This window comes from Bacillus sp. 1NLA3E, assembly GCF_000242895.2.
Classification (GTDB): Bacteria; Bacillota; Bacilli; order Bacillales; family Cytobacillaceae; genus Bacillus_BU.
In genome coordinates, this window is sequence record NC_021171.1 from 147,465 (window position 1) to 169,375 (window position 21,911).

The 21,911-nt window shown below is 42.5% G+C and carries 18 protein-coding genes and 2 rRNA genes; 18 read left to right on the forward strand and 2 right to left on the reverse strand.

Annotated features, from left to right (window positions below):
* The first annotated feature begins 16 nt into the window (after positions 1-16).
* The 14 genes from rplQ (at position 17) to B1NLA3E_RS00870 (ending at position 14,193) form a co-directional block, all read left to right on the forward strand.
* Positions 17-379, forward strand: a complete 363-nt coding sequence (rplQ, locus tag B1NLA3E_RS00805; RefSeq protein WP_015591985.1) for a 50S ribosomal protein L17 — start codon at positions 17-19, stop codon at positions 377-379.
* Positions 380-814: 435 nt separating this feature from the next.
* Positions 815-1,654: an energy-coupling factor ABC transporter ATP-binding protein gene (locus B1NLA3E_RS00810; RefSeq protein WP_015591986.1), complete on the forward strand. Its 840-nt coding sequence runs from the start codon at positions 815-817 to the stop codon at positions 1,652-1,654.
* Positions 1,630-2,499: an energy-coupling factor ABC transporter ATP-binding protein gene (locus B1NLA3E_RS00815; protein ID WP_015591987.1), complete on the forward strand. Its 870-nt coding sequence runs from the start codon at positions 1,630-1,632 to the stop codon at positions 2,497-2,499. The genes B1NLA3E_RS00810 and B1NLA3E_RS00815 overlap by 25 nt, the downstream gene beginning before the upstream one ends.
* Complete coding sequence (locus tag B1NLA3E_RS00820) at positions 2,496-3,293, forward strand: energy-coupling factor transporter transmembrane component T family protein (RefSeq protein ID WP_041580205.1); 798 nt, start codon at positions 2,496-2,498, stop codon at positions 3,291-3,293. The genes B1NLA3E_RS00815 and B1NLA3E_RS00820 overlap by 4 nt, the downstream gene beginning before the upstream one ends.
* 13 nt (positions 3,294-3,306) lie before the next feature.
* Entirely contained in the window at positions 3,307-4,044 is a 738-nt protein-coding gene (truA, locus tag B1NLA3E_RS00825) for a tRNA pseudouridine(38-40) synthase TruA (RefSeq protein WP_015591989.1), read from the forward strand.
* A 190-nt stretch (positions 4,045-4,234) separates the two neighbouring features.
* Complete coding sequence (gene rplM / locus B1NLA3E_RS00830) at positions 4,235-4,672, forward strand: 50S ribosomal protein L13 (protein WP_015591990.1); 438 nt, start codon at positions 4,235-4,237, stop codon at positions 4,670-4,672.
* A 21-nt stretch (positions 4,673-4,693) separates the two neighbouring features.
* A complete protein-coding gene (gene rpsI / locus B1NLA3E_RS00835; RefSeq protein ID WP_015591991.1) occupies positions 4,694-5,086 on the forward strand; it encodes a 30S ribosomal protein S9 in 393 nt (130 codons plus the stop codon).
* Between the two features lie 275 nt (positions 5,087-5,361).
* The gene (locus B1NLA3E_RS23465; protein ID WP_083935033.1) at positions 5,362-5,652 is read left to right on the forward strand and encodes a heterocycloanthracin/sonorensin family bacteriocin; all 291 of its coding nucleotides are present in this window, start codon (positions 5,362-5,364) and stop codon (positions 5,650-5,652) included.
* A gap of 424 nt (positions 5,653-6,076) precedes the next feature.
* Positions 6,077-8,026, forward strand: a complete 1,950-nt coding sequence (locus tag B1NLA3E_RS00845) for a putative thiazole-containing bacteriocin maturation protein (protein ID WP_015591993.1) — start codon at positions 6,077-6,079, stop codon at positions 8,024-8,026.
* Entirely contained in the window at positions 8,026-9,966 is a 1,941-nt protein-coding gene (locus tag B1NLA3E_RS00850) for a TOMM precursor leader peptide-binding protein (RefSeq protein WP_015591994.1), read from the forward strand. Before B1NLA3E_RS00845 ends, B1NLA3E_RS00850 begins: the two co-directional genes overlap by 1 nt.
* 24 nt (positions 9,967-9,990) lie before the next feature.
* Positions 9,991-11,574, forward strand: coding sequence for a SagB family peptide dehydrogenase (locus tag B1NLA3E_RS00855; RefSeq protein WP_015591995.1), 1,584 nt, complete (start codon positions 9,991-9,993; stop codon positions 11,572-11,574).
* A gap of 133 nt (positions 11,575-11,707) precedes the next feature.
* Positions 11,708-12,151: a YbaK family protein gene (locus tag B1NLA3E_RS00860; RefSeq protein WP_015591996.1), complete on the forward strand. Its 444-nt coding sequence runs from the start codon at positions 11,708-11,710 to the stop codon at positions 12,149-12,151.
* 114 nt (positions 12,152-12,265) lie between these two features.
* Positions 12,266-12,985, forward strand: a complete 720-nt coding sequence (gene cwlD / locus B1NLA3E_RS00865) for an N-acetylmuramoyl-L-alanine amidase CwlD (RefSeq protein ID WP_015591997.1) — start codon at positions 12,266-12,268, stop codon at positions 12,983-12,985.
* A gap of 149 nt (positions 12,986-13,134) precedes the next feature.
* Positions 13,135-14,193 carry an Mrp/NBP35 family ATP-binding protein gene (locus B1NLA3E_RS00870; RefSeq protein ID WP_015591998.1) on the forward strand — a complete coding sequence of 353 codons (1,059 nt, stop codon included), beginning with the start codon at positions 13,135-13,137 and terminating at the stop codon, positions 14,191-14,193.
* 66 nt (positions 14,194-14,259) lie between these two features.
* Here B1NLA3E_RS00870 and gerD read toward each other — a convergent pair whose 3' ends face one another.
* Entirely contained in the window at positions 14,260-14,850 is a 591-nt protein-coding gene (gene gerD / locus B1NLA3E_RS00875) for a spore germination lipoprotein GerD (RefSeq protein WP_015591999.1), read from the reverse strand.
* A 205-nt stretch (positions 14,851-15,055) separates the two neighbouring features.
* Between gerD and B1NLA3E_RS00880 the strand changes: the two genes are divergently transcribed.
* Positions 15,056-15,685 carry a KinB-signaling pathway activation protein gene (locus tag B1NLA3E_RS00880; RefSeq protein ID WP_041580207.1) on the forward strand — a complete coding sequence of 210 codons (630 nt, stop codon included), beginning with the start codon at positions 15,056-15,058 and terminating at the stop codon, positions 15,683-15,685.
* Positions 15,686-15,765: 80 nt separating this feature from the next.
* Here B1NLA3E_RS00880 and pdaB read toward each other — a convergent pair whose 3' ends face one another.
* Positions 15,766-16,518 carry a polysaccharide deacetylase family sporulation protein PdaB gene (gene pdaB, locus B1NLA3E_RS00885; RefSeq protein WP_015592001.1) on the reverse strand — a complete coding sequence of 251 codons (753 nt, stop codon included), beginning with the start codon at positions 16,516-16,518 and terminating at the stop codon, positions 15,766-15,768.
* A 132-nt stretch (positions 16,519-16,650) separates the two neighbouring features.
* Here pdaB and B1NLA3E_RS00890 point away from each other — a divergent pair, with 132 nt between their 5' ends.
* From B1NLA3E_RS00890 to B1NLA3E_RS00900, 3 genes are all read left to right on the forward strand, one after another.
* Complete coding sequence (locus B1NLA3E_RS00890) at positions 16,651-16,881, forward strand: hypothetical protein (protein ID WP_015592002.1); 231 nt, start codon at positions 16,651-16,653, stop codon at positions 16,879-16,881.
* A gap of 272 nt (positions 16,882-17,153) precedes the next feature.
* A 16S ribosomal RNA gene (locus B1NLA3E_RS00895) occupies positions 17,154-18,703 on the forward strand.
* 200 nt (positions 18,704-18,903) lie between these two features.
* Positions 18,904-21,840 (forward strand): 23S ribosomal RNA (locus tag B1NLA3E_RS00900).
* The 16S and 23S rRNA genes sit together here, the layout of an rRNA operon.
* Positions 21,841-21,911 lie beyond the last annotated feature (71 nt).

The window sequence follows — 21,911 nt, forward strand, 5'->3', positions numbered from 1 at the left end:
AAGGAGGGAAACTTTCATGGGATACAGAAAGTTAGGACGTACAAGCGCTCAGCGTAAAGCGATGCTAAGAGACTTAACAACAGACTTAATTATCAATGAGCGTATTCAAACAACTGAAACACGTGCGAAAGAACTTCGTTCAACAGTTGAAAAAATGATCACTCTTGGAAAGCGTGGAGATTTACATGCACGCCGTCAAGCTGCTGCATTCGTTCGTAACGAAATTGCAAATGTTGAAACAAACCAAGATGCAGTTCAAAAACTTTTCACTGATATTGCTCCTCGTTATGAAGAGCGTCAAGGTGGATACACTCGTATTATGAAAATTGGACCACGCCGCGGCGATGGTGCACCAATGGTCATTATCGAGCTAGTTTAATATCCTTCTACACACAACAAGGGCGAGGACAGTTTAGAGACAAACTTGTTCTTTGCCCTTTTTCTTTTAGCGGGACATGTTCACTACTTTATATGGTTAGCATGCCTTTTCTGAACCAAGCCCATACTGAGCGTTATGATGAGCGTGAAAAAAGGAACTACACTATGTTTTCCTTTTGATAGTTGAGGTCAAACAAATAACCTTTGCTCTTCATTTGTTGGCTACTGCGCCTTAGGCACTTTTTGCTCTTCAAATTTCATGTCTCGTTTAGCTCAAGCACCTCTTCCTTCATTCTATTTAGGAATGAAGAATACGAATGTGATTTAATTTTTCGTATCGGAAGAGGTGCAGGCTTTTTTTATTTATGTAAAAAATTAAATCAAACTAGATAAATATGAAGCCGGAGCGAGGCTAAAGAGGTGGGGGAGGAAAATCATGAGTAAGCCGCTAGTTGTTCTAGAAAATATTAGCTTTCAATATGATTCCCAGGAAAGCTACGCACTAAATAATGTATCCTTTGAAGTATTTGAAGGGGAATGGTTGGCCATAGTCGGTCATAATGGATCAGGGAAATCTACCCTTGCGAAAATATTAAATGGTTTACAGTTTCCCCAAAAAGGAAGTGTTACCGTTTGTGGATATAAATTAAGTGAAGAAACTGTCTGGGATGTTCGTAAGAAAATTGGAATGGTATTTCAAAATCCGGATAATCAATTTGTTGGAACAACAGTTGAGGATGATGTGGCTTTTGGTTTAGAAAACATGGGGATTCCGCGTGAAATTATGCTAGAACGGATTCAAGACTCATTGAAAAAAGTAGAGATGGATCAATTTCTTGATCAAGAGCCGCACCATCTTTCTGGTGGACAGAAGCAGAGGGTTGCCATAGCCAGTGTACTTGCTCTCCAACCTGCTATTATCATCTTAGATGAAGCGACATCCATGCTAGATCCCCGAGGGCGTGAAGAAGTTTTAAACATTGTGAGAGAGTTAAAGGATAGTCGAAATATCACGGTTATTTCGATTACTCATGATCTTGAAGAAGCCGCAAGGGCAGATCGCATATTTGTGATGAACCAGGGTGAATTGTTCAAGGAAGGGTCGCCTGAGCAGATCTTTGAACTAGATGAAGAATTGATAAGTTTAGGTCTAGACATCCCCTTTCCGATAAAAATGAGCAAAGCTCTTAGGAAAAAAGGATTTACATTCTCGAGACACTTTTTATCAGAAGAAGAGTTGGTGAACGAACTATGGACATCTCACTACAACAAGTAGAACATCGCTACCAGCAAGGAACCCCATTTGAACGGCTTGCCATTCATAATGTTTCGATTGATATTCCGTCAGGCTCATATATGGCAATAATTGGCCACACTGGTTCCGGAAAATCGACTGTTCTTCAACATCTAAACGCCTTATTACGACCAACAAAAGGGAAAGTTTTGATTGGGGACAGAACGATTGAAGGTAACAAAAAGGAAAAAAACTTAAAGAGCATCCGTCAAAAGGTAGGGATCGTTTTTCAATTTCCAGAACACCAGTTGTTTGAAGAAAGCGTTGAAAAGGATATTTGCTTCGGCCCAATGAATTTTGGCGTATCTGAGGCAGAGGCAAAGGTAAGGGCTCAAACGGCAATCCGCCAGGTAGGTTTATCAGAGGATATTTTACAAAGGTCTCCGTTTGACCTATCTGGTGGACAAATGCGGAGGGTTGCAATTGCCGGAGTTCTAGCAATGAAGCCTGATGTCCTCGTACTGGATGAACCGACAGCCGGCCTTGATCCTCGTGGACGTAAAGAGATCATGGAGATGTTTTATCGTCTCCATCAAGAAAGAGAACTTACCACCATTTTGGTTACCCATAGTATGGAGGATGCCGCACGTTTTGCCGATAAAATCTTTATTATGCAAAAAGGTGAGGTTTATAAACAAGGCACTCCTAAAGAAATCTTTGCATCGCCTGAAGGGTTGATCGAATTGGGTCTAGATGTTCCTGAAGTGGTTCGTTTTCAGCAAAAATTTGAGCAAGCCTTTCAAATGAAACTTGATGAGACCTGCCTGACAATGGAACAATTAACTGAGAAAATCGCCTTAGTTTTGGATAGGGGGAATTCAAAATGATGGAGAAGATGATCTTCGGGCGTTATGTTCCGGCGGATTCCATTGTTCATCAGATGGACCCTCGTTCGAAGCTAATGCTAGTCTTTTTATTTGTATGTATCGTCTTTATAGCAAACAATCCGATTACCTATGCCATTTTAACGGTTTATACATTCTTTATCGTTGCTCTTTCAAAAATTTCCTTTCGATTTTTATATGCTGGGCTTAAACCTGTACTATGGCTAATCCTGTTCACCCTATTAATGCATTTATTTTTAAACAAGGAAGGTGAACTGTTAATCCAGGTTGGTCCGTTAAAAATTTATGAAGAAGGAGTAAGGCAAGGGATATTCATCTCAATGCGATTCTTCTTATTAATTCTAGTGACTTCTTTATTAACTCTAACGACAACACCGATTGAAATAACAGATGGGTTGGAGACCCTTTTGGGACCACTGAAAAAAATACACTTTCCGGTGCATGAATTAGCTTTAATGATGTCTATTTCATTGCGATTTATTCCTACACTGATGCAAGAGACTGATAAAATCATGAAAGCGCAGATTGCTAGGGGTGTTGAATTCACCGGTGGACCGATTAAGGAAAGAGTTCGAGCGATTGTTCCTTTGTTAATTCCTTTGTTTATCAGTTCATTTAAACGGGCTGAGGAGCTTGCCGTGGCAATGGAAGCAAGGGGTTACCGTGGTGGCGAAGGAAGAACGAAATACCGCCTCTTAAAGTGGAAAATGGCCGATACGGGCATGCTTGTACTACTTGGAGTAATTACGGCGTGTTTATATTTATTTAGAACATAATGGGGTTTTACTTATGCAACGTTATAAATGCAAAGTTGCTTATACTGGGACACGTTTCTCAGGCTACCAGGTTCAGCCAAATAAACGAACCGTTCAAAGTGAAATAGAGAAAGCGTTGAAAAAGATCCATAAAGGGGCTCATATTTTTATTAATGCCTCAGGAAGAACCGATGCAGGGGTTCATGCCAAGGGCCAAGTCATTAATTTTGACTCAAGTCTAGCGATTTCAGAGGATAGGTGGATTATTGCCTTAAATTCGGTGCTGCCTGATGACATTTCTATTTTACAGGTAGAGAAAGTGCCAGCTGAATTTCACGCAAGGTTCAATGCTGTCGAAAAAGAGTATCGTTATTTTCTCCACCTATCAGCTATTCGTGATCCTTTTCAACAATATTTTTCCTATCAATACTCATATTCGTTAAATTATTCAGATATAGTAACTGCGTCCCGTTTTTTAATTGGCACTCATGATTTTACGAGCTTCTGCTCTGCGAAGACCGAAAAAGAGGACCGAGTAAGGACGATTCATAAACTAGAGCTTTTCGAAGAAAATGGCCTTTTAGTTTTCCGGGTTGTTGGGAATGGTTTTTTGTATAATATGGTAAGAATCCTGGTTGGAACGTTGCTTGAAGTTGGCAACGGGAAGCGAGATCCGTATTCAATCCCGGAGATCCTTGCTAAGAAAGACCGTGCTGCAGCAGGGAAAACTGCCCCAGCACATGGGTTGTATTTATGGGAAGTGCTTTATTAAAATAATATCACTAAGACTTAAAGGGTAAGTTTATATTCTTAAGGCAACTAATCCTGGTGTTGACATTCTGCCCACAACGCGATATTATATCATATGGTATGTATTTTAACCCCACAATGAGCCCCGGAAGAGCTATTTGTGTCAAAATATATATGGACAATCTGAATCAGATTATTTAGGAGGGAAATTCATGCGTACAACGTTTATGGCTAATTCAAACAATATTGAACGTAAATGGTACGTAGTTGATGCAGCAGGTCAGACTTTAGGTCGCCTTGCTAGTGAAGTTGCATCAATTCTACGTGGTAAAAATAAACCAACTTTTACACCACATGTTGATACTGGTGATCATGTGATCATCATTAATGCATCTAAGATCGAGTTAACTGGGAAAAAGTTAACTGATAAAATCTACTACCGTCACACTAACCACCCAGGTGGTTTAAAACAAAGAACAGCTCTTGAAATGCGTACTAACTACCCTGAGAAAATGCTTGAGCTTGCTATTAAAGGCATGCTTCCAAAGAATTCTCTTGGTCGTCAAATTTTCAAGAAATTACATGTTTATGCAGGTAGCGAACATGAACAACAAGCACAAAAACCAGAAGTTTATACACTTCGTGGATAATTTTTAAAGGAGGGCATTAACTTGGCACAAGTTCAATATATTGGTACTGGTCGTCGTAAAAGCTCCGTTGCACGCGTACGTTTAATTCCTGGTAACGGAAGCATCCTTATCAACGATCGTGAAATCACAGATTATATTCCATTTGAAGCTTTACGTGAAGTTGTTAAACAACCACTAGTAGCTACTGAAACTCTTGGCAGCTATGATATCCTTGTAAACGTAAATGGTGGAGGTTATACTGGTCAAGCTGGCGCTATTCGCCACGGTATCGCTCGTGCGTTACTACAAGCTGACCCAGAATTCCGTCCAACATTAAAGCGTGCAGGATTATTAACTCGTGATGCACGTATGAAAGAGCGTAAAAAATACGGACTTAAAGGTGCTCGTCGTGCGCCTCAGTTCTCAAAACGTTAATTTTTGGCGTTTCAAAGGCTCCCAACCATTTTGGTTGGGGGTCTTTTTTATGCCTAAAAATGCTTTTTTCCTGCAATGATGAAACACTCTACGATACTTTCAACACAAAATAGGCTGTTATATCAGTAACAACGACCTAAATGGAATCATAATTTGTTGAAGAGAGTTACATCATATCTAATGGCTCATTTATAACAACCTGACAAATTACCATCGTTAAACTCTCTTTTCAGGTTCGGTTAAACCGGATAAATAAAAATAAAGGGGAGGATAAAATGCAGAATTTTCAAGATGAATTTCAAACGTTAGGAATGGATAATTACCAAGTTGGTGAGATAATTCCTATTGATCAGCAGATCCAAGATTCGCGCCAGTTTGGCGGGATGCGTTGTGGCGGCATGATGTGCGGAGGTATGCGTTGTGGCGGCATGATGTGTGGAGGCTTTCATCGTTGTGGAGGCTTTCGTTGCGGGGGCTTTCGTTGTGGTGGTTTCCGTTGTGGCGGTTTTAGCTGTTTTAGTTGTTTTAGCTGTTTTAGCTGTTTCAACTGTTGGGGAGGTTGGTGATTCTCAACAAATTGGTGATTTTATGAAAAGAAGTGCCCCTGCTGGCTCTGCCGCAAGGGCACTTCTTTTTTGAAGGCTGTTTTCTAAAAAAACTTGTTGTTTTTTAAATAGGTTTTGTGGAAAGTAAACCGTTGATAAAGAAGTTGATTGGAGCGGAAGGTGCGAGACTCCTGCGGGAGCAGCGGGACAGGTGAGACCCCACAGGCGCTTAAGCGCCGAGGAGGCTCACCGCCCGCCCCTAAGGTGCGCGAGCATCCTGGAGCGGAAATCAACCACACTTTTCTTTTGGTAAATAAAATTTTGAATTTAGGTGAGTGTTTAGCGCAAGAGGCCTTACTCTTTACTTATTAATCATAATGGACAAATAAAAGTACATAAAATGATAGTGCACATTAAAGAATGTTTAGAATTAAGGAGGAGCTGAATGACAAAACTGAACTCATATTCACGTCTCAAGGTAAAAAGAGATACATTTTATCTACCTGATCCACAAGGTGGTGTGTATTTTAGAAATAATGTAAGTTCATTGCGTATGGAAGGCAGTACAATCTATCAGTGGATTGAAAAATTGATGCCAATGTTTAACGGGGAGCAATCATTAGGAGGTTTGACAGAGGGATTAACGCCCCCATATCGCAATAGGATATTTGAGATTGGAGAAACGTTGTACAAGAATGGCTTTGTTCGAGATGTAAGCCAAGATCGTCCACATCAATTAAGTAGTCTAGTTCTCGGAAAGTATGCTTCACAAATTGAATTTATTGAGAGCTTCGTAAACTCAGGTGCATTCCGCTTTCAAGAATACCGTCAGGCTAAAGTTCTGGCTGTCGGATCTGGACCCTTTATGGTTTCATTAGCCTCTGCATTAATTGAATCGGGACTTCCTAAATTCCATTTCATATTGACGGATTCAATACCTACAAATCGATTGCGGATAAATGAGCTAGTACACAATGCCAGCAAGGCTGGAAACGAGTTGGAGGTAGAGCAGATACCATTTGAAAAAGGGGAAGGGAAAAGCTTTTGGCAACTAGCTGTGCAGCCATATGATTGGATACTATATGTCTCTCAGGATGGAAATGTAGAAGAACTTAGAGACCTAAATATGGTTTGCAAAGAGCAAAGGAAGGTATTTTTACCCTCCATATGTTTAGAACAAGTGGGGCTTGCAGGTCCGGTGGTTCATCCGGAATCAGAGGGATGCTGGGAGTCCGCATGGCGCCGAATCCATCAATCCTCTTTGCAATTAGATCGTCAGCGACAATCGTTCTCCTCAACGGTTGGATCTATTTTGGCAAATGTCATGGTATTCGAATTTTTTAAGAAGGCTACAGGTGTAGCGGATTCAAATCAGAATAACAAAATTTACAAACTTGATCTTGAAACACTAGAGGGAGACTGGATTTCATTTATCACACATCCGTTGGTTACGAACAAAGGCTTTTCGCCTACACTGGTGGAAAACCTTGATGTAAGGCTAAAGCAAGAATGGAGTGACATGGGACCACAAAGTAATCTATTTGAATATTTTGGTCTATTAACATCAGAAGAAACAGGGATTTTTCATACCTGGGGGGAACGAAACTTGAAACAGCTTCCTCTTTCACAGTGCTATATCCAAGCAGTAAATCCAGTTTCAAATGGACCGGCAGACATCCTCCCAGAGGTCATCTGTTCTGGTTTTACACATGAGGAAGCAAAAAAGGAAGCCGGACTCACAGGTATTGAAATGTATGTTTCACAAATGATCAAGGGAATCAGAGAACAGAAAGATAAGGGTGATGTGAACATACCAGAGGGATTTATTGGCATTGGTGCTGGGGAAACCTTCGCCGAGGCTGTTTGTCGAGGGTTGCAAGGATATTTAGATGAACAATTGAGAAAAAGTAAGATAGATCAACAGAATACAATTGTTCATTTAAAGCTGGGAACCATAGAAGATCAACGATGCAGATTCTATTTTAATGCCCTAACCACCTTGAATGGTGCACCGAAAACCGGCATGAAAGAGGATAAACTAGGTTTCCCAGTAATATGGGTAAGGTCGAAAGGTCGTTGGTATGCCGGAGCAGGTTTAAATACGACCTTGGCATTACGAAATGCATTACAACAAGCGCTTTCGGATGCTCAAAACCAGATAGATTCCGTAACGGGGCAAAGGATAGATTCAGGAGTTCTTTTGAGAAAAAAGGAAATCCAAATCAATATCCCCTCTTGTGCTGAAATGACACAATTGGAACTATTACATTCTTGTAATCAAGTCTTGAGCAGAAACAACAAACGGCTATTAGTTTATGATCTTACTTTCGAGCCCTTTTTAAAACAGGGATTGACAGGGGTGTTTGGTGTGCAGGTACGAGAGGAGGAATCTTAGTGGCTGCCCATATTCTAATTGCCGGACAGGGTTTATTAGCGGATTTTGTTTATGATCAATTGTCTGGAGACCATCACGTAAAGCGCCAAAGCCTATTAGAAGAAGTTCCCGAAAAAGCTGAATTAGCACTAGTGTTGCACGATGCTTGGCATCCATCCAATCATCAAAAAGCGGAAGAAAAATTCAGGAACAAAGGTATCCCGTGGCTTCGCGGTTTCGTTGCGTTTGGGGAGGGAATAATTGGTCCATTAGTACGCCCCGATATACCAGGATGTTCCCGCTGTGCCGACATCCGGCGCATGATAGCTGGACCCGATCGTCAAGAGATGTGGGAGTTTCAGATGAGGATGGCCATGGGAGAAGCTGTTCTGCGTGATGGATGGGCATCGCGAACGGGACTATCGCAAATGGCAACTTTGATATGTAACGAAGTACGGAGAGTTCTTCAAGGAGAATCCAGCAACTTAGAAGAAACAGTGTTTATTACCAACCTGAGAACGTTAACGATTTCTCGTCACCTTTTCTTGGCTGATCCATTATGCCCAATATGTAATCAATTACCTGATGACACATCAGAATTAGCTCAAATTAGGTTAGAATCTAGTCCCAAAATTAATGGTAGCGGTTATCGCTGCCGTTCGATGGATGAATTAAAAACAGTTCTCGTCAAAGATTATCTCGATTATCGTACAGGGATCATGAATGGGAAAATGTTGGATTACACGCTGCCGTTTGCTGATGTTTTAGTGAACATGCCGCTGTTTGGAGCGGATGAGGGAGTAGCAGGAAGGTCAAATTCTTATGAAATGAGTGAACTTACTGCGATCTTGGAAGGTTTGGAGCGATATTGCGGGATCGAGCCTCGAGGCAAAAGGAAGGTGGTTCGTGATAGTTATCATAACTTAGAGAATCATGCGCTAAATCCTACAAGAGTAGGGTTACATGGAAAAGATCAATATGAAAAACCTCATTTTCCCTTTAAACCGTTTCATCCTGATGAGCCAATGAATTGGGTTTGGGGTTATTCGTTCTTACAAAAACGTCCTATTCTGGTTCCGGAGTTACTCGCGTATTACAGCATGGGTAATGGGGAGGGCTTTGTTTATGAAACCTCCAACGGATGTGCATTAGGGGGAAGTTTAGAGGAAGCCATTTTCCATGCCATTATGGAGGTCATCGAGCGAGATTCATTCTTGTTAACCTGGTATGCCAGGCTCCCTCTTCCGCGGATTGACCTTAGTTCTGCTAACGATACAGAATTACAGCTGATGGTCGACCGGATCCGTGAGGTAGCAGGATTTGACCTTCATTTTTACAATTCAACGATGGAACATGGGATTCCAAGCGTTTGGGCCGTGGCAAAAAACAGAAGATCCAAGGGTGTAAATCTCATTTGTGCAGCCGGAGCTAGCCCTGATCCTATAAGAGCTGTAAAAAGCACGATTTACGAGCTTGCAGGAATGATGTTCAGGCATGACGAAAAATTGGAGAAAAACCGTCAGAAATATGAAGGGATGCTCCAAGATCCATTCGCAGTTCATACCATGGAGGATCATGGAATGTTGTACGGTTTGCACGAAGCAGAGGAAAGACTTCATTTTTTATTGGATGATCATCGTCCTTTACGTACTTTTGCTGAGGAATTCAAGGAGCCCCCGGTAAACACCGATTTGAAGGATGATCTTCAGGATATTCTTAAAAGGTTTGCCCAATTAAACCTCGAGGTCATTGTGGTGGACCAAACAACGCCTATAACCAAACGGAACGGATTATTCTGTGTAAAAGTATTGATTCCTGGGATGCTACCAATGACATTTGGGCAACACCTTATCCGTGTAAGAGGGCTGGAGAGGGTACTCAATGTACCGAGGCAACTAGGATTTACAAATATCCCGTTATCGTTAGAACAACTTAACCCTTATCCCCATCCGTTCCCATAATTGAAGAGTAGGAGGACAAAAGATTTGGAGCCAGAAACATTTCTACACCATCTGCATTTTGATACGGATAAAATCTATCCGCCGGATTGGCAGGTAGATTGGGAAGATGCGCCACTTCCTTATAAACTGTACCGTGACTTACCAGAGATTCCCCTTACCGGAAATGTACCAACAACACTCAAAAGAAGAGACACCCATCTAAAACCTAGCCTGGAGGAGCTGGGTCATTTCTTATGGTATGTTTATGGACTTACTCAATACTCACAATCCGCGTTAAACGGGGGGGCTAAGGAAAAGGAGAAGAACTTTGCTCAGTCAGTACGAAGATTTGTTCCATCTGGAGGGGCTTTGTATCCTAATGAATTATATGTGTATTTAAAATTGGAGGACGCTCCAAAGGGGATTTACCATTACGACGTGGCACACCACCGCCTTATTTTAGTGCGAGAAGGAAGTTACGATTGCTACTTATCCAGAAGTCTTGAAAAAGGCGATCATATTTCTGACTGTTTTTGCACCGTCTTTGTCTCGACGGTTTTTTGGAAAAATTTCTATAAATACAATAATTTTTCATATAGGCTTCAAGGATTAGATGCAGGTGTGGTAATTGGCCAATCGCTTGAAGTGGCCAATCGGATGGGCTTTTATTCACGGGTATACTACCAATTTCTTGATCGGTCTATCAACCATCTGCTGGGGCTATCCGAACAGGAAGAAAGTGTATATGCGGTGATCCCATTAGCTATAAATCAATCTATCCATTGTGCCGGTAACGATGATAAAAGAGAAGAAATTGTTTCAGCTACTGAATTGTGTCAGGAAGTGCCATTGTTAAAGCACGTTTCCTATAATCGGTCAAAGAGAGTCTTTGACTATCCAATGCTGAGAAAACTTAATGAAGCATCAATGTTTGGAACAACGCAGTCATTTGTGAAAATAAAGAAAAATAATAAGGTGAAACATTTCTCAGGAACTGGGATGATCCTGCTGCCATTTTTGGAGAGCCTTTCATATGATTTCGCATCCGTTTGCAGGAAACGTCATTCTCCTGATATTGATTTTATAATTGGGAAAGTGAGTCAATTACAACTTGCCACTTTGTTAAAAGAAACATTGTCTTTCTTTTATCAGAATGACCTTGACGACACAGATGGGAATATTGGGGATCGCCTTTCTTTGTATGGCAGCTTTTACAACGTGGAGGGAGTTCCAAATGGTGCCTACGCTTATGATAATAGCGCTCATTCACTTAAAGGCATAACTGAGGGGGATTTCCGACATTTTTTACAATTTGGATTAACTATGCCTAATGTAAATCTGTTTCAAGTTCCGCTTTGTATGCATATCGTAGGAGACAAGGATCACATGAAAGAGAAGTTAGGTTATAGAGGATATCGTATTCAACAGATGGAGGCGGGCATTCTCGTGCAACGACTGCTCTTGGTGGCGGGGGCCTTAGGGATGGGCGGCCATCCACTGTTAGGATTCGATGCGAACCAATGCGATGAACTATACAGGATCGATTCGGAGGAAAAAACCAGCTTGATCCAAATTCCAATTGGTCCTTACCGTCCCCGCGCCTGGTTAAAAGGAAGTTTGCATAGTTAGGACTCCAGCTATTTGGTTGGGCTTTTCTTGGTAGCTAGTATTTTCCAATAAAATTGGAAATGGAAAGCTACTCAAATTTTGTATGTCTCCTTTAAGAAGGTAACAGAATACCTTCAAAGGGGTGTAAAACAAAATGAGCTTGATAACGACCTTTAAAGAAAAAAAACGTGAGAAGCAAATTAAATATGAGCGGACACTTCTTCGTGATTTGTCGATTCAAATGCTAAAAACAAGTGTTCAAACACACTTTGGTTCATCCCGAATTACATCTGGTATTTTAATGAAATCAGGAATGGAAGAGGCCTGTTACGATATAGCAATTGAAGGGTATTTGTTGGGTGCCAGAATGAGCCGGTTTGGTTATTTCGGAGAAACAGCAAGTCAGGTCCAAATGCGCTGTGAACAGGAAATGAAGCATTTTATTGATACGTTATATAATTTTATTTTGTATTGGGGCCATGGGAATGAAGGAATTGAAAGTGAATCATTATTTTATATGTGTGAGCAGTATGTAGTTTCATGGTGGAAAGAGGGTTTTCATAAAGGAGAACGTCGATATAAGTTAAAGCTGCATTGATAAACATGTGCTATATCAGAGTTCGAATAGCTGGCTGGTTTAGCGTTCTAATTCCTCGCCTTGTCCCATATAGTTAACAGTATAGGGACAAAGCGGGAGGGAGAACCTGGACATATGAAGCGAAAATTAAAAATTGGTGGATTTTCCTTAGGGTTAATCATCTTATTTTTCATTTTACAATATGATTTTATGGAAGATGACTCATGGAAATCATGGAATCTCCCTTTAAGTGGAAAAATCATTTTGCTTGATCCTGGTCATGGCGGTCCTGATGGGGGTGCCGGTGATAAAAAAACGCTTGAAAAAGATATAGCTCTGAAGGTTTCTTTGAAAGTGAGGGATTACCTCCAAGAACAAGGCGCGCTTGTTATCATGACGAGGGAAACCGATCGTGATTTAGCAGACAAAGACACAAGGGGTTATAGCCGAAGGAAAGTGGAGGATCTTAAAAAGCGCTTGAATTTAATCAATACATCAGAGGCGAATTTTTTTGTCAGTATTCATTTAAATTCGATACCATCTCCACGTTGGAGTGGGGCACAAACCTTTTACGCTCCCCAGTACCAGGAAAATGAAAGAGCGGCAAAGTTTATTCAAGATGAACTTCGTGAAAACTTAGAGAATACAAAGAGAAAAGCAAAACCGATCCATCAGGTCTATATATTAAAACATGCTAAAAAGCCTGGAGTATTAGTAGAAATCGGCTTTTTATCAAACCCTGCTGAAAAAGCTAATTTGAAAAAGGATAAATATCAGGATATGGTTGCTGATTCAATCTATAAAGGGATATTGAGGTATTATACGGTTGAAAAGGAACTGAAAGAAACAGACTAGAAGGTGTATGGGGCCTTCTTTTTTCTATTCAAGGGGAAAAAATAATTTTTACCCTTATCGTGTTGTTATGTGTGATTCAATTAACTGTTAAATTTATCATTTATGGTATACTATGTTTGCAAACGAATACATAAGGTGGGTGTTTAGGAATGATATCAGAGGCCAAAGTATTGGAACTATTAAACGGATTAAAGGAGCCATTTTTAAATAAAACGCTCGAGGAAGTCAATGCCATTCAAGAAGTAAAAATAAACGAAGAAAAAGCACATGTAAGTGTAAAGGTAGCAATTGCTAAAACCGGAACATCTGAACAGCTTCAGCTTCAATCACAAATTGTGTCGCTTTTAAAAGAAGAAGGAGCAAGCACAGTAGGGTTGCGGTTTACTGAACTGCCTGAAGAAGTGTTAGCGCAGCACCGTACAGAATCGAAAAAGGAAGAAGAGGGTCTACTTTCCCCAACAAGTAAAACAACCTTTATTGCCATCGCTAGCGGAAAAGGTGGAGTCGGTAAATCTACAGTATCTGTTAATTTAGCGGTTTCATTAGCGCGATTAGGAAAAAAGGTAGGCTTAGTAGACGCTGATATTTATGGCTTTAGCGTACCAGATATGATGGGGATTACATCTCGACCTGTAGTTAAGGATGAAAAAATCCTTCCGGTTGACCGTCTTGGAGTGAAAGTTATTTCAATGGGGTTCTTCGTAGAAGACAATTCACCAATCATTTGGCGTGGACCAATGCTTGGAAAAATGTTAAATAGCTTTTTCAACGAAGTCCAATGGGGAGAATTAGATTATTTACTCCTTGATCTTCCACCCGGAACAGGTGATGTTGCTTTAGATGTTCATTCAATGTTACCTGCATGCAAGGAAGTCATTGTAACAACACCGCACCCAACTGCAGCATTTGTCGCTGCGCGTGCAGGTGCAATGGCGATCAAGACCGATCATGAAGTCATCGGGGTTATCGAAAACATGTCCTATTTTGAAAATAAAGCAACAGGAGAAAAGGAATTTATTTTCGGACATGGTGGTGGGGAGAAGTTAGCAGAAGAACTTCAAACTAAGCTATTAGGAAAGCTACCGCTTGGACAACCTGACTGGGATGAAGAGGATTTTGCCCCTTCCATTTATCATGAGGACCATAAGCTTGGCAAAATTTATCAGGATATCGCTCGAAATTTAATTGATACACTTGAAAATAAATAGTTAAAAGAAAAGCCTCCCCATAAATTTTTGGGAGGCTTTTCCTATTAAAATATAGAGTGTCAAGCTTCAAGCGCCACCTGCTGAATCCCCAGACGAACCTTGTTTCCCGCTTTTTACTTCATCAGCCGCTTTAATGAGGAGGTCCTGGATTTTTGCTTTAAATAATGGGCTTTCAAAGGTATCGCTTACGATTTTTTGCATTTGATCGCGATAATCTTTTGTTTTTAGTATGTCTGTTACTTCTTTTTGGAGTTCCGGTTCCTTTAAAACTTCAATCATCATGCCACGATATTCAGGATCATTCATTAAGTCCTTAAGTAAAGCTTGATTTTCTGTTTTCATACTCTTTGCCATTCCTTCAGAAAACTTTGGATCAGAAAATGCCTTTTTCCAAAATTCCACGCCTTTATCCGATGTGAGAGTTTGTTCAATTGTATCCTTCACCACGGTTTGATCCATTACAAGCTGTTGTTTCAGTTTATCATCGGTCATCACTTCTTGAATGGCCTTTTTTCCATCATCTGTTTTTAATATATCAACAACCATTTTTTTTGTTTCTTCATAATTAACTTGTCCACTTTGTGTAGCCGTATCTGAGCAGCCAGCAATAAACGATAACAAACAAATTAGGAGGAGCGGTTTTGACACTTTTAACATAACAAAGCTCCTTTCAAAGCAATTCTTACTTATAGAATGAGAAAGAAGGACAATTATTATGCATTTAATGTGAATACCTAGATTTTTAAAAACGGGGTTGGTACAATCAAGGAGTGAATATTTGAAAAATTTATAGTGTTGTCATTTAATCAGAGAAAAAATTGATTTGGCTTAACATTAATTAAATGATTTTGGAGGAAAACTTGTGAATAGCCGTAATATGGTAAAATTATTTTTTTCAACCTTATTAATAGGGGCCGTAACAACTGGAATTGTTGGATTTATAGTTCGGTGGGGAGAATTCGCCCATTTTTTTACTGACTACGAAGTAGGCGAGATTATCTCCATTATGTTTTGGTTAATGGGAATTGGATTAATCTTTAGTGTCTTAAGTCAAATGGGCTTTTTTGCCTATCTAACCGTACACCGCTTTGCTTTAGGGATTTTTAGGTCTGCAACTTTGTGGAATAGAGTTCAGATTGTGTTAATTGCTCTTGTTTTATTTGATTTAGTCTATTTCCGGTACTCGTTTTTTGCGAAAAAAGGGGAAAGTTTTATCCCGTATGTTGTGGTGGCACTATTCATTTTTGTTTTTGGTTTGATTATTGCTTGGCAAAAGGCTAAGCAAACGAGCAAAGATGCATTTGTTTCTGCTTTGTTTTTCATGGTTGTGATTACAGTGTTGGAGTGGATGCCGACATTGCGTGTTAATGAGAAAAGCTGGTTGTATCTTATGTTAATCCCGTTACTTGTGTGTAATGCATACCAATTACTCATTCTTCATAAGTTAAATGAAAAATCGCAACTGCAAAGAAAGCATGCAGTAAAAGCCTAATCCCATAAATAGTCATGATCAGGAGCATGAACATGAACATGAACCTCTGATAATGACTATAATAGGGCTTAGGCCTTTTTTTAGTTTATTTCTGAAGATTGTGCATTTCCATTTGCAATCATTTCCGAAACTGATACAAATTTCAGTCCCTTACTCCGTAATTCTTGAATTACCGATGGGAGTGCCTTTGCTGTTTGTTTGGCAGAATCGGAGGCGTGAAAAAGGATAATGTCACCCTTTTTTGCTTTGGACACATTTTTTTGTATCTCATCTACCCCGGGATTTGTCCAATCCTTTGAATCAATACTCCAATGAACAATTGTAAATCCATATTGGTCAGCAATTTTAAGTGTCCTTTGATCAAAATGACCGGTTGGTGCCCGCGCCACTCCAATACCTTTAATATTTAATTTTTTAAATGCCTCTTGAGCTAATAATAAATCTTTTCTAACCTTTGCGTCGTCGAGCTCAGTGTAATCTTGATAAGAATAGCCTAAAATGCCGATTTCAAATCCATTCTTTACAATTTGTTCAACAAGATCAGGGTGTCTCTCAGCCCAAGAACCGGAGAGAAAGAATGTTGCTGATTTTACATTTTCCTTTGCTAAAATGTCGATAATTGGCTCAGCCTTTTCATCACCCCAACCGATGTTAAAAGTTAGAGCCACGTCTTTTTCACCCATGTAAATCGCCTTTGGGCCATCCTTAGCTGTAAAAACCGCAAGATGAAAGACGTTTTCCATATACATGAAAAAGGCGGTAAAGAAAGCAGCAACCATGATCAAAAAGACATGTTTCACTGTCTTTCCATTTAATACAAAAAAGAAGTTCATTCTCATCACCTCGTCCCATTCACTCAATCCTATCCTATGCGGTGTATCCGTTGTTATGATAATAATTCAGTAATAAAAAAACCAATTGTGGAAAACACTACAAAAAAATTTATATTTTTAAGGAGTGTTTTCATGATAGGAATGATGATTAGCGGAAAAGAGGAAAGTGAAATCAGGTATTTGATAAAAAGGGAAATGGATGAAATATTATTTGATTTAAAGGATGAAAGAATTGAACATGTTGTTAAAAGGGCGATGGAAGAAAGATATAAAATCCTATTTTCACTCTTTAAGCGGGTGGCACCACCTGTGGAATGTTTTCGATATATGCCGTCTAAACAGAAACAAGCCAAAAGGGGTTAAAAAGTATTAAATAAATAATGAAAAACCTGTTGACGAATAAATGAATTCTTGGTATATTAATAAACGTCGCTGCTGAACAGTTAGTAGTAAAGAAAAATAATTGTTGACAGTGTTAATGGCGGTATGTTATATTAATAAAGTCGCCTCTGAGAGACGATAAACAAATTGTTCTTTGAAAACTAAACAAACAAACGTCAACAATATAATTTTTTATAGTGTGAATGACTTCGGTCATGACACTAGCCAACGTAACTTTTATGAGTCAATCAACTTTCTTGGAGAGTTTGATCCTGGCTCAGGACGAACGCTGGCGGCGTGCCTAATACATGCAAGTCGAGCGGATTGATGGGAGCTTGCTCCCTGATATCAGCGGCGGACGGGTGAGTAACACGTGGGCAACCTGCCTGTAAGACTGGGATAACACCGGGAAACCGGTGCTAATACCGGATAATCCTTTTCCTCTCATGAGGAAAAGCTGAAAGACGGTTTCGGCTGTCACTTACAGATGGGCCCGCGGCGCATTAGCTAGTTGGTGAGGTAACGGCTCACCAAGGCGACGATGCGTAGCCGACCTGAGAGGGTGATCGGCCACACTGGGACTGAGACACGGCCCAGACTCCTACGGGAGGCAGCAGTAGGGAATCTTCCACAATGGACGAAAGTCTGATGGAGCAACGCCGCGTGAGCGAAGAAGGCCTTCGGGTCGTAAAGCTCTGTTGTTAGGGAAGAACAAGTATCGGAGTAACTGCCGGTACCTTGACGGTACCTAACCAGAAAGCCACGGCTAACTACGTGCCAGCAGCCGCGGTAATACGTAGGTGGCAAGCGTTGTCCGGAATTATTGGGCGTAAAGCGCGCGCAGGCGGTTCTTTAAGTCTGATGTGAAAGCCCCCGGCTCAACCGGGGAGGGTCATTGGAAACTGGGGAACTTGAGTGCAGAAGAGAAGAGCGGAATTCCACGTGTAGCGGTGAAATGCGTAGAGATGTGGAGGAACACCAGTGGCGAAGGCGGCTCTTTGGTCTGTAACTGACGCTGAGGCGCGAAAGCGTGGGGAGCAAACAGGATTAGATACCCTGGTAGTCCACGCCGTAAACGATGAGTGCTAAGTGTTAGAGGGTTTCCGCCCTTTAGTGCTGCAGCTAACGCATTAAGCACTCCGCCTGGGGAGTACGGCCGCAAGGCTGAAACTCAAAGGAATTGACGGGGGCCCGCACAAGCGGTGGAGCATGTGGTTTAATTCGAAGCAACGCGAAGAACCTTACCAGGTCTTGACATCCTCTGACACTCCTAGAGATAGGACGTTCCCCTTCGGGGGACAGAGTGACAGGTGGTGCATGGTTGTCGTCAGCTCGTGTCGTGAGATGTTGGGTTAAGTCCCGCAACGAGCGCAACCCTTGATCTTAGTTGCCAGCATTCAGTTGGGCACTCTAAGGTGACTGCCGGTGACAAACCGGAGGAAGGTGGGGATGACGTCAAATCATCATGCCCCTTATGACCTGGGCTACACACGTGCTACAATGGGTGGTACAAAGGGTTGCAAAACCGCGAGGTCGAGCCAATCCCATAAAACCACTCTCAGTTCGGATTGTAGGCTGCAACTCGCCTACATGAAGCTGGAATCGCTAGTAATCGCGGATCAGCATGCCGCGGTGAATACGTTCCCGGGCCTTGTACACACCGCCCGTCACACCACGAGAGTTTGTAACACCCGAAGTCGGTGGGGTAACCGTAAGGAGCCAGCCGCCTAAGGTGGGACAGATGATTGGGGTGAAGTCGTAACAAGGTAGCCGTATCGGAAGGTGCGGCTGGATCACCTCCTTTCTAAGGATATTGTCGTAAAGACAATCGGAACACAACACTTATAGTGATGTGATGTTGATGGTTTGTTTGTTTAGTTTTGAGAGAGCAATCTCTTAAAGCTTTTTTGTTCCTTGAAAACTAGATAATCGTAAGAAGAATGTAAGACCGAGAAACACCACATTAGTTTTTTTCTCTCTTATATAATAAGAGATTAACCTTTAGGTTAAGTTAGAAAGGGCGCACGGTGGATGCCTTGGCACTAGGAGCCGATGAAGGACGGTACTAACACCGATATGCTTCGGGGAGCTGTAAGTAAGCTTTGATCCGGAGATTTCCGAATGGGGAAACCCACTGCTCGTAATGGAGTAGTATCTTTACCTGAATACATAGGGTATTGAAGGCAGACCCGGGGAACTGAAACATCTAAGTACCCGGAGGAAGAGAAAGCAAATGCGATTCCCTGAGTAGCGGCGAGCGAAACGGGAAATAGCCCAAACCAAGAGGCTTGCCTCTTGGGGTTGTAGGACACTCAACATGGAGTTACAAAGGAACGGGGTAAATGAAGAGGTCTGGAAAGGCCCGTCAAAGAAGGTAAAAACCCTGTAGTTGAAACTTCGTTCCCTCCTGAGTGGATCCTGAGTACGGCCGGACACGAGAAATCCGGTCGGAAGCAGGGAGGACCATCTCCCAAGGCTAAATACTACCTAGTGACCGATAGTGAACCAGTACCGTGAGGGAAAGGTGAAAAGCACCCCGGAAGGGGAGTGAAATAGATCCTGAAACCGTGTGCCTACAAGTAGTCAAAGCCCGTTAATGGGTGATGGCGTGCCTTTTGTAGAATGAACCGGCGAGTTACGATTACATGCAAGGTTAAGTTGATAAGACGGAGCCGCAGCGAAAGCGAGTCTGAATAGGGCGAATGAGTATGTGGTTGTAGACCCGAAACCAGGTGATCTACCCATGTCCAGGGTGAAGGTAGGGTAACACCTACTGGAGGCCCGAACCCACGCACGTTGAAAAGTGCGGGGATGAGGTGTGGGTAGCGGAGAAATTCCAATCGAACTTGGAGATAGCTGGTTCTCTCCGAAATAGCTTTAGGGCTAGCCTCACGTTGTAAGAGTCTTGGAGGTAGAGCACTGTTTGGACTAGGGGCCCTCATCGGGTTACCGAATTCAGACAAACTCCGAATGCCAAAGACTTATCCGTGGGAGTCAGACTGCGAGTGATAAGATCCGTAGTCAAAAGGGAAACAGCCCAGACCACCAGCTAAGGTCCCAAAGTATACGTTAAGTGGAAAAGGATGTGGAGTTGCTTAGACAACCAGGATGTTGGCTCAGAAGCAGCCACCATTTAAAGAGTGCGTAATAGCTCACTGGTCGAGTGACTCTGCGCCGAAAATGTACCGGGGCTAAACGTATCACCGAAGCTGTGGATTGACATCTTAGATGTCAGTGGTAGGAGAGCGTTCTAAGGGCGTTGAAGCTAGACCGTAAGGACTGGTGGAGCGCTTAGAAGTGAGAATGCCGGTATGAGTAGCGAAAGATGGGTGAGAATCCCATCCACCGAATGCCTAAGGTTTCCTGAGGAAGGCTCGTCCGCTCAGGGTTAGTCGGGACCTAAGCCGAGGCCGAAAGGCGTAGGCGATGGACAACAGGTTGATATTCCTGTACCACCTCTTTATCGTTTGAGCAATGGGGGGACGCAGAAGGATAGGGTAAGCGCGCTGTTGGATATGCGCGTCTAAGCAGTTAGGCTTGTAGCGAGGAAAATCCCGTTACCGTGAAGGCTAAGCTGTGATAGCGAGGGAAATATAGTACCGAAGTTCCTGATTTCACACTGCCTAGAAAAGCCTCTAGCGAGATAAAAGGTGCCCGTACCGCAAACCGACACAGGTAGGCGAGGAGAGAATCCTAAGGTGAGCGAGAGAACTCTCGTTAAGGAACTCGGCAAAATGACCCCGTAACTTCGGGAGAAGGGGTGCTCTTTAGGGTGAATAGCCTTGAAGAGCCGCAGTGAATAGGCCCAGGCGACTGTTTAGCAAAAACACAGGTCTCTGCAAAGCCGCAAGGCGAAGTATAGGGGCTGACGCCTGCCCGGTGCTGGAAGGTTAAGGGGAGAGGTTAGCCGCAAGGCGAAGCTTTGAACCGAAGCCCCAGTAAACGGCGGCCGTAACTATAACGGTCCTAAGGTAGCGAAATTCCTTGTCGGGTAAGTTCCGACCCGCACGAAAGGCGTAACGATCTGGGCACTGTCTCAACGAGAGACTCGGTGAAATTATAGTACCTGTGAAGATGCAGGTTACCCGCGACAGGACGGAAAGACCCCGTGGAGCTTTACTGTAGCCTGATATTGAATTTTGGTACAGCTTGTACAGGATAGGTAGGAGCCGTAGAAGCCGGAGCGCTAGCTTCGGTGGAGGCATTGGTGGGATACTACCCTGGCTGTATTGAAATTCTAACCCATACCCCTGATCGGGGTAGGAGACAGTGTCAGGTGGGCAGTTTGACTGGGGCGGTCGCCTCCTAAAGAGTAACGGAGGCGCCCAAAGGTTCCCTCAGAATGGTTGGAAATCATTCGTAGAGTGTAAAGGCACAAGGGAGCTTGACTGCGAGACCTACAAGTCGAGCAGGGACGAAAGTCGGGCTTAGTGATCCGGTGGTTCCGCATGGAAGGGCCATCGCTCAACGGATAAAAGCTACCCCGGGGATAACAGGCTTATCTCCCCCAAGAGTCCACATCGACGGGGAGGTTTGGCACCTCGATGTCGGCTCATCGCATCCTGGGGCTGTAGTCGGTCCCAAGGGTTGGGCTGTTCGCCCATTAAAGCGGTACGCGAGCTGGGTTCAGAACGTCGTGAGACAGTTCGGTCCCTATCCGTCGTGGGCGCAGGAAATTTGAGAGGAGCTGTCCTTAGTACGAGAGGACCGGGATGGACGCACCGCTGGTGTACCAGTTGTCTTGCCAAAGGCATAGCTGGGTAGCTATGTGCGGAAGGGATAAGTGCTGAAAGCATCTAAGCATGAAGCCCCCCTCAAGATGAGATTTCCCATAGCGCAAGCTAGTAAGATCCCTGAAAGATGATCAGGTTGATAGGTCAGAGGTGGAAGCGCGGTGACGTGTGGAGCTGACTGATACTAATCGATCGAGGACTTAACCAAAAAAGGTGTTATTGGTTTTACAACTTCTTCTGCATTTTCTAGTTTTGAGGGAATGAAAATTTCTCTTGCAA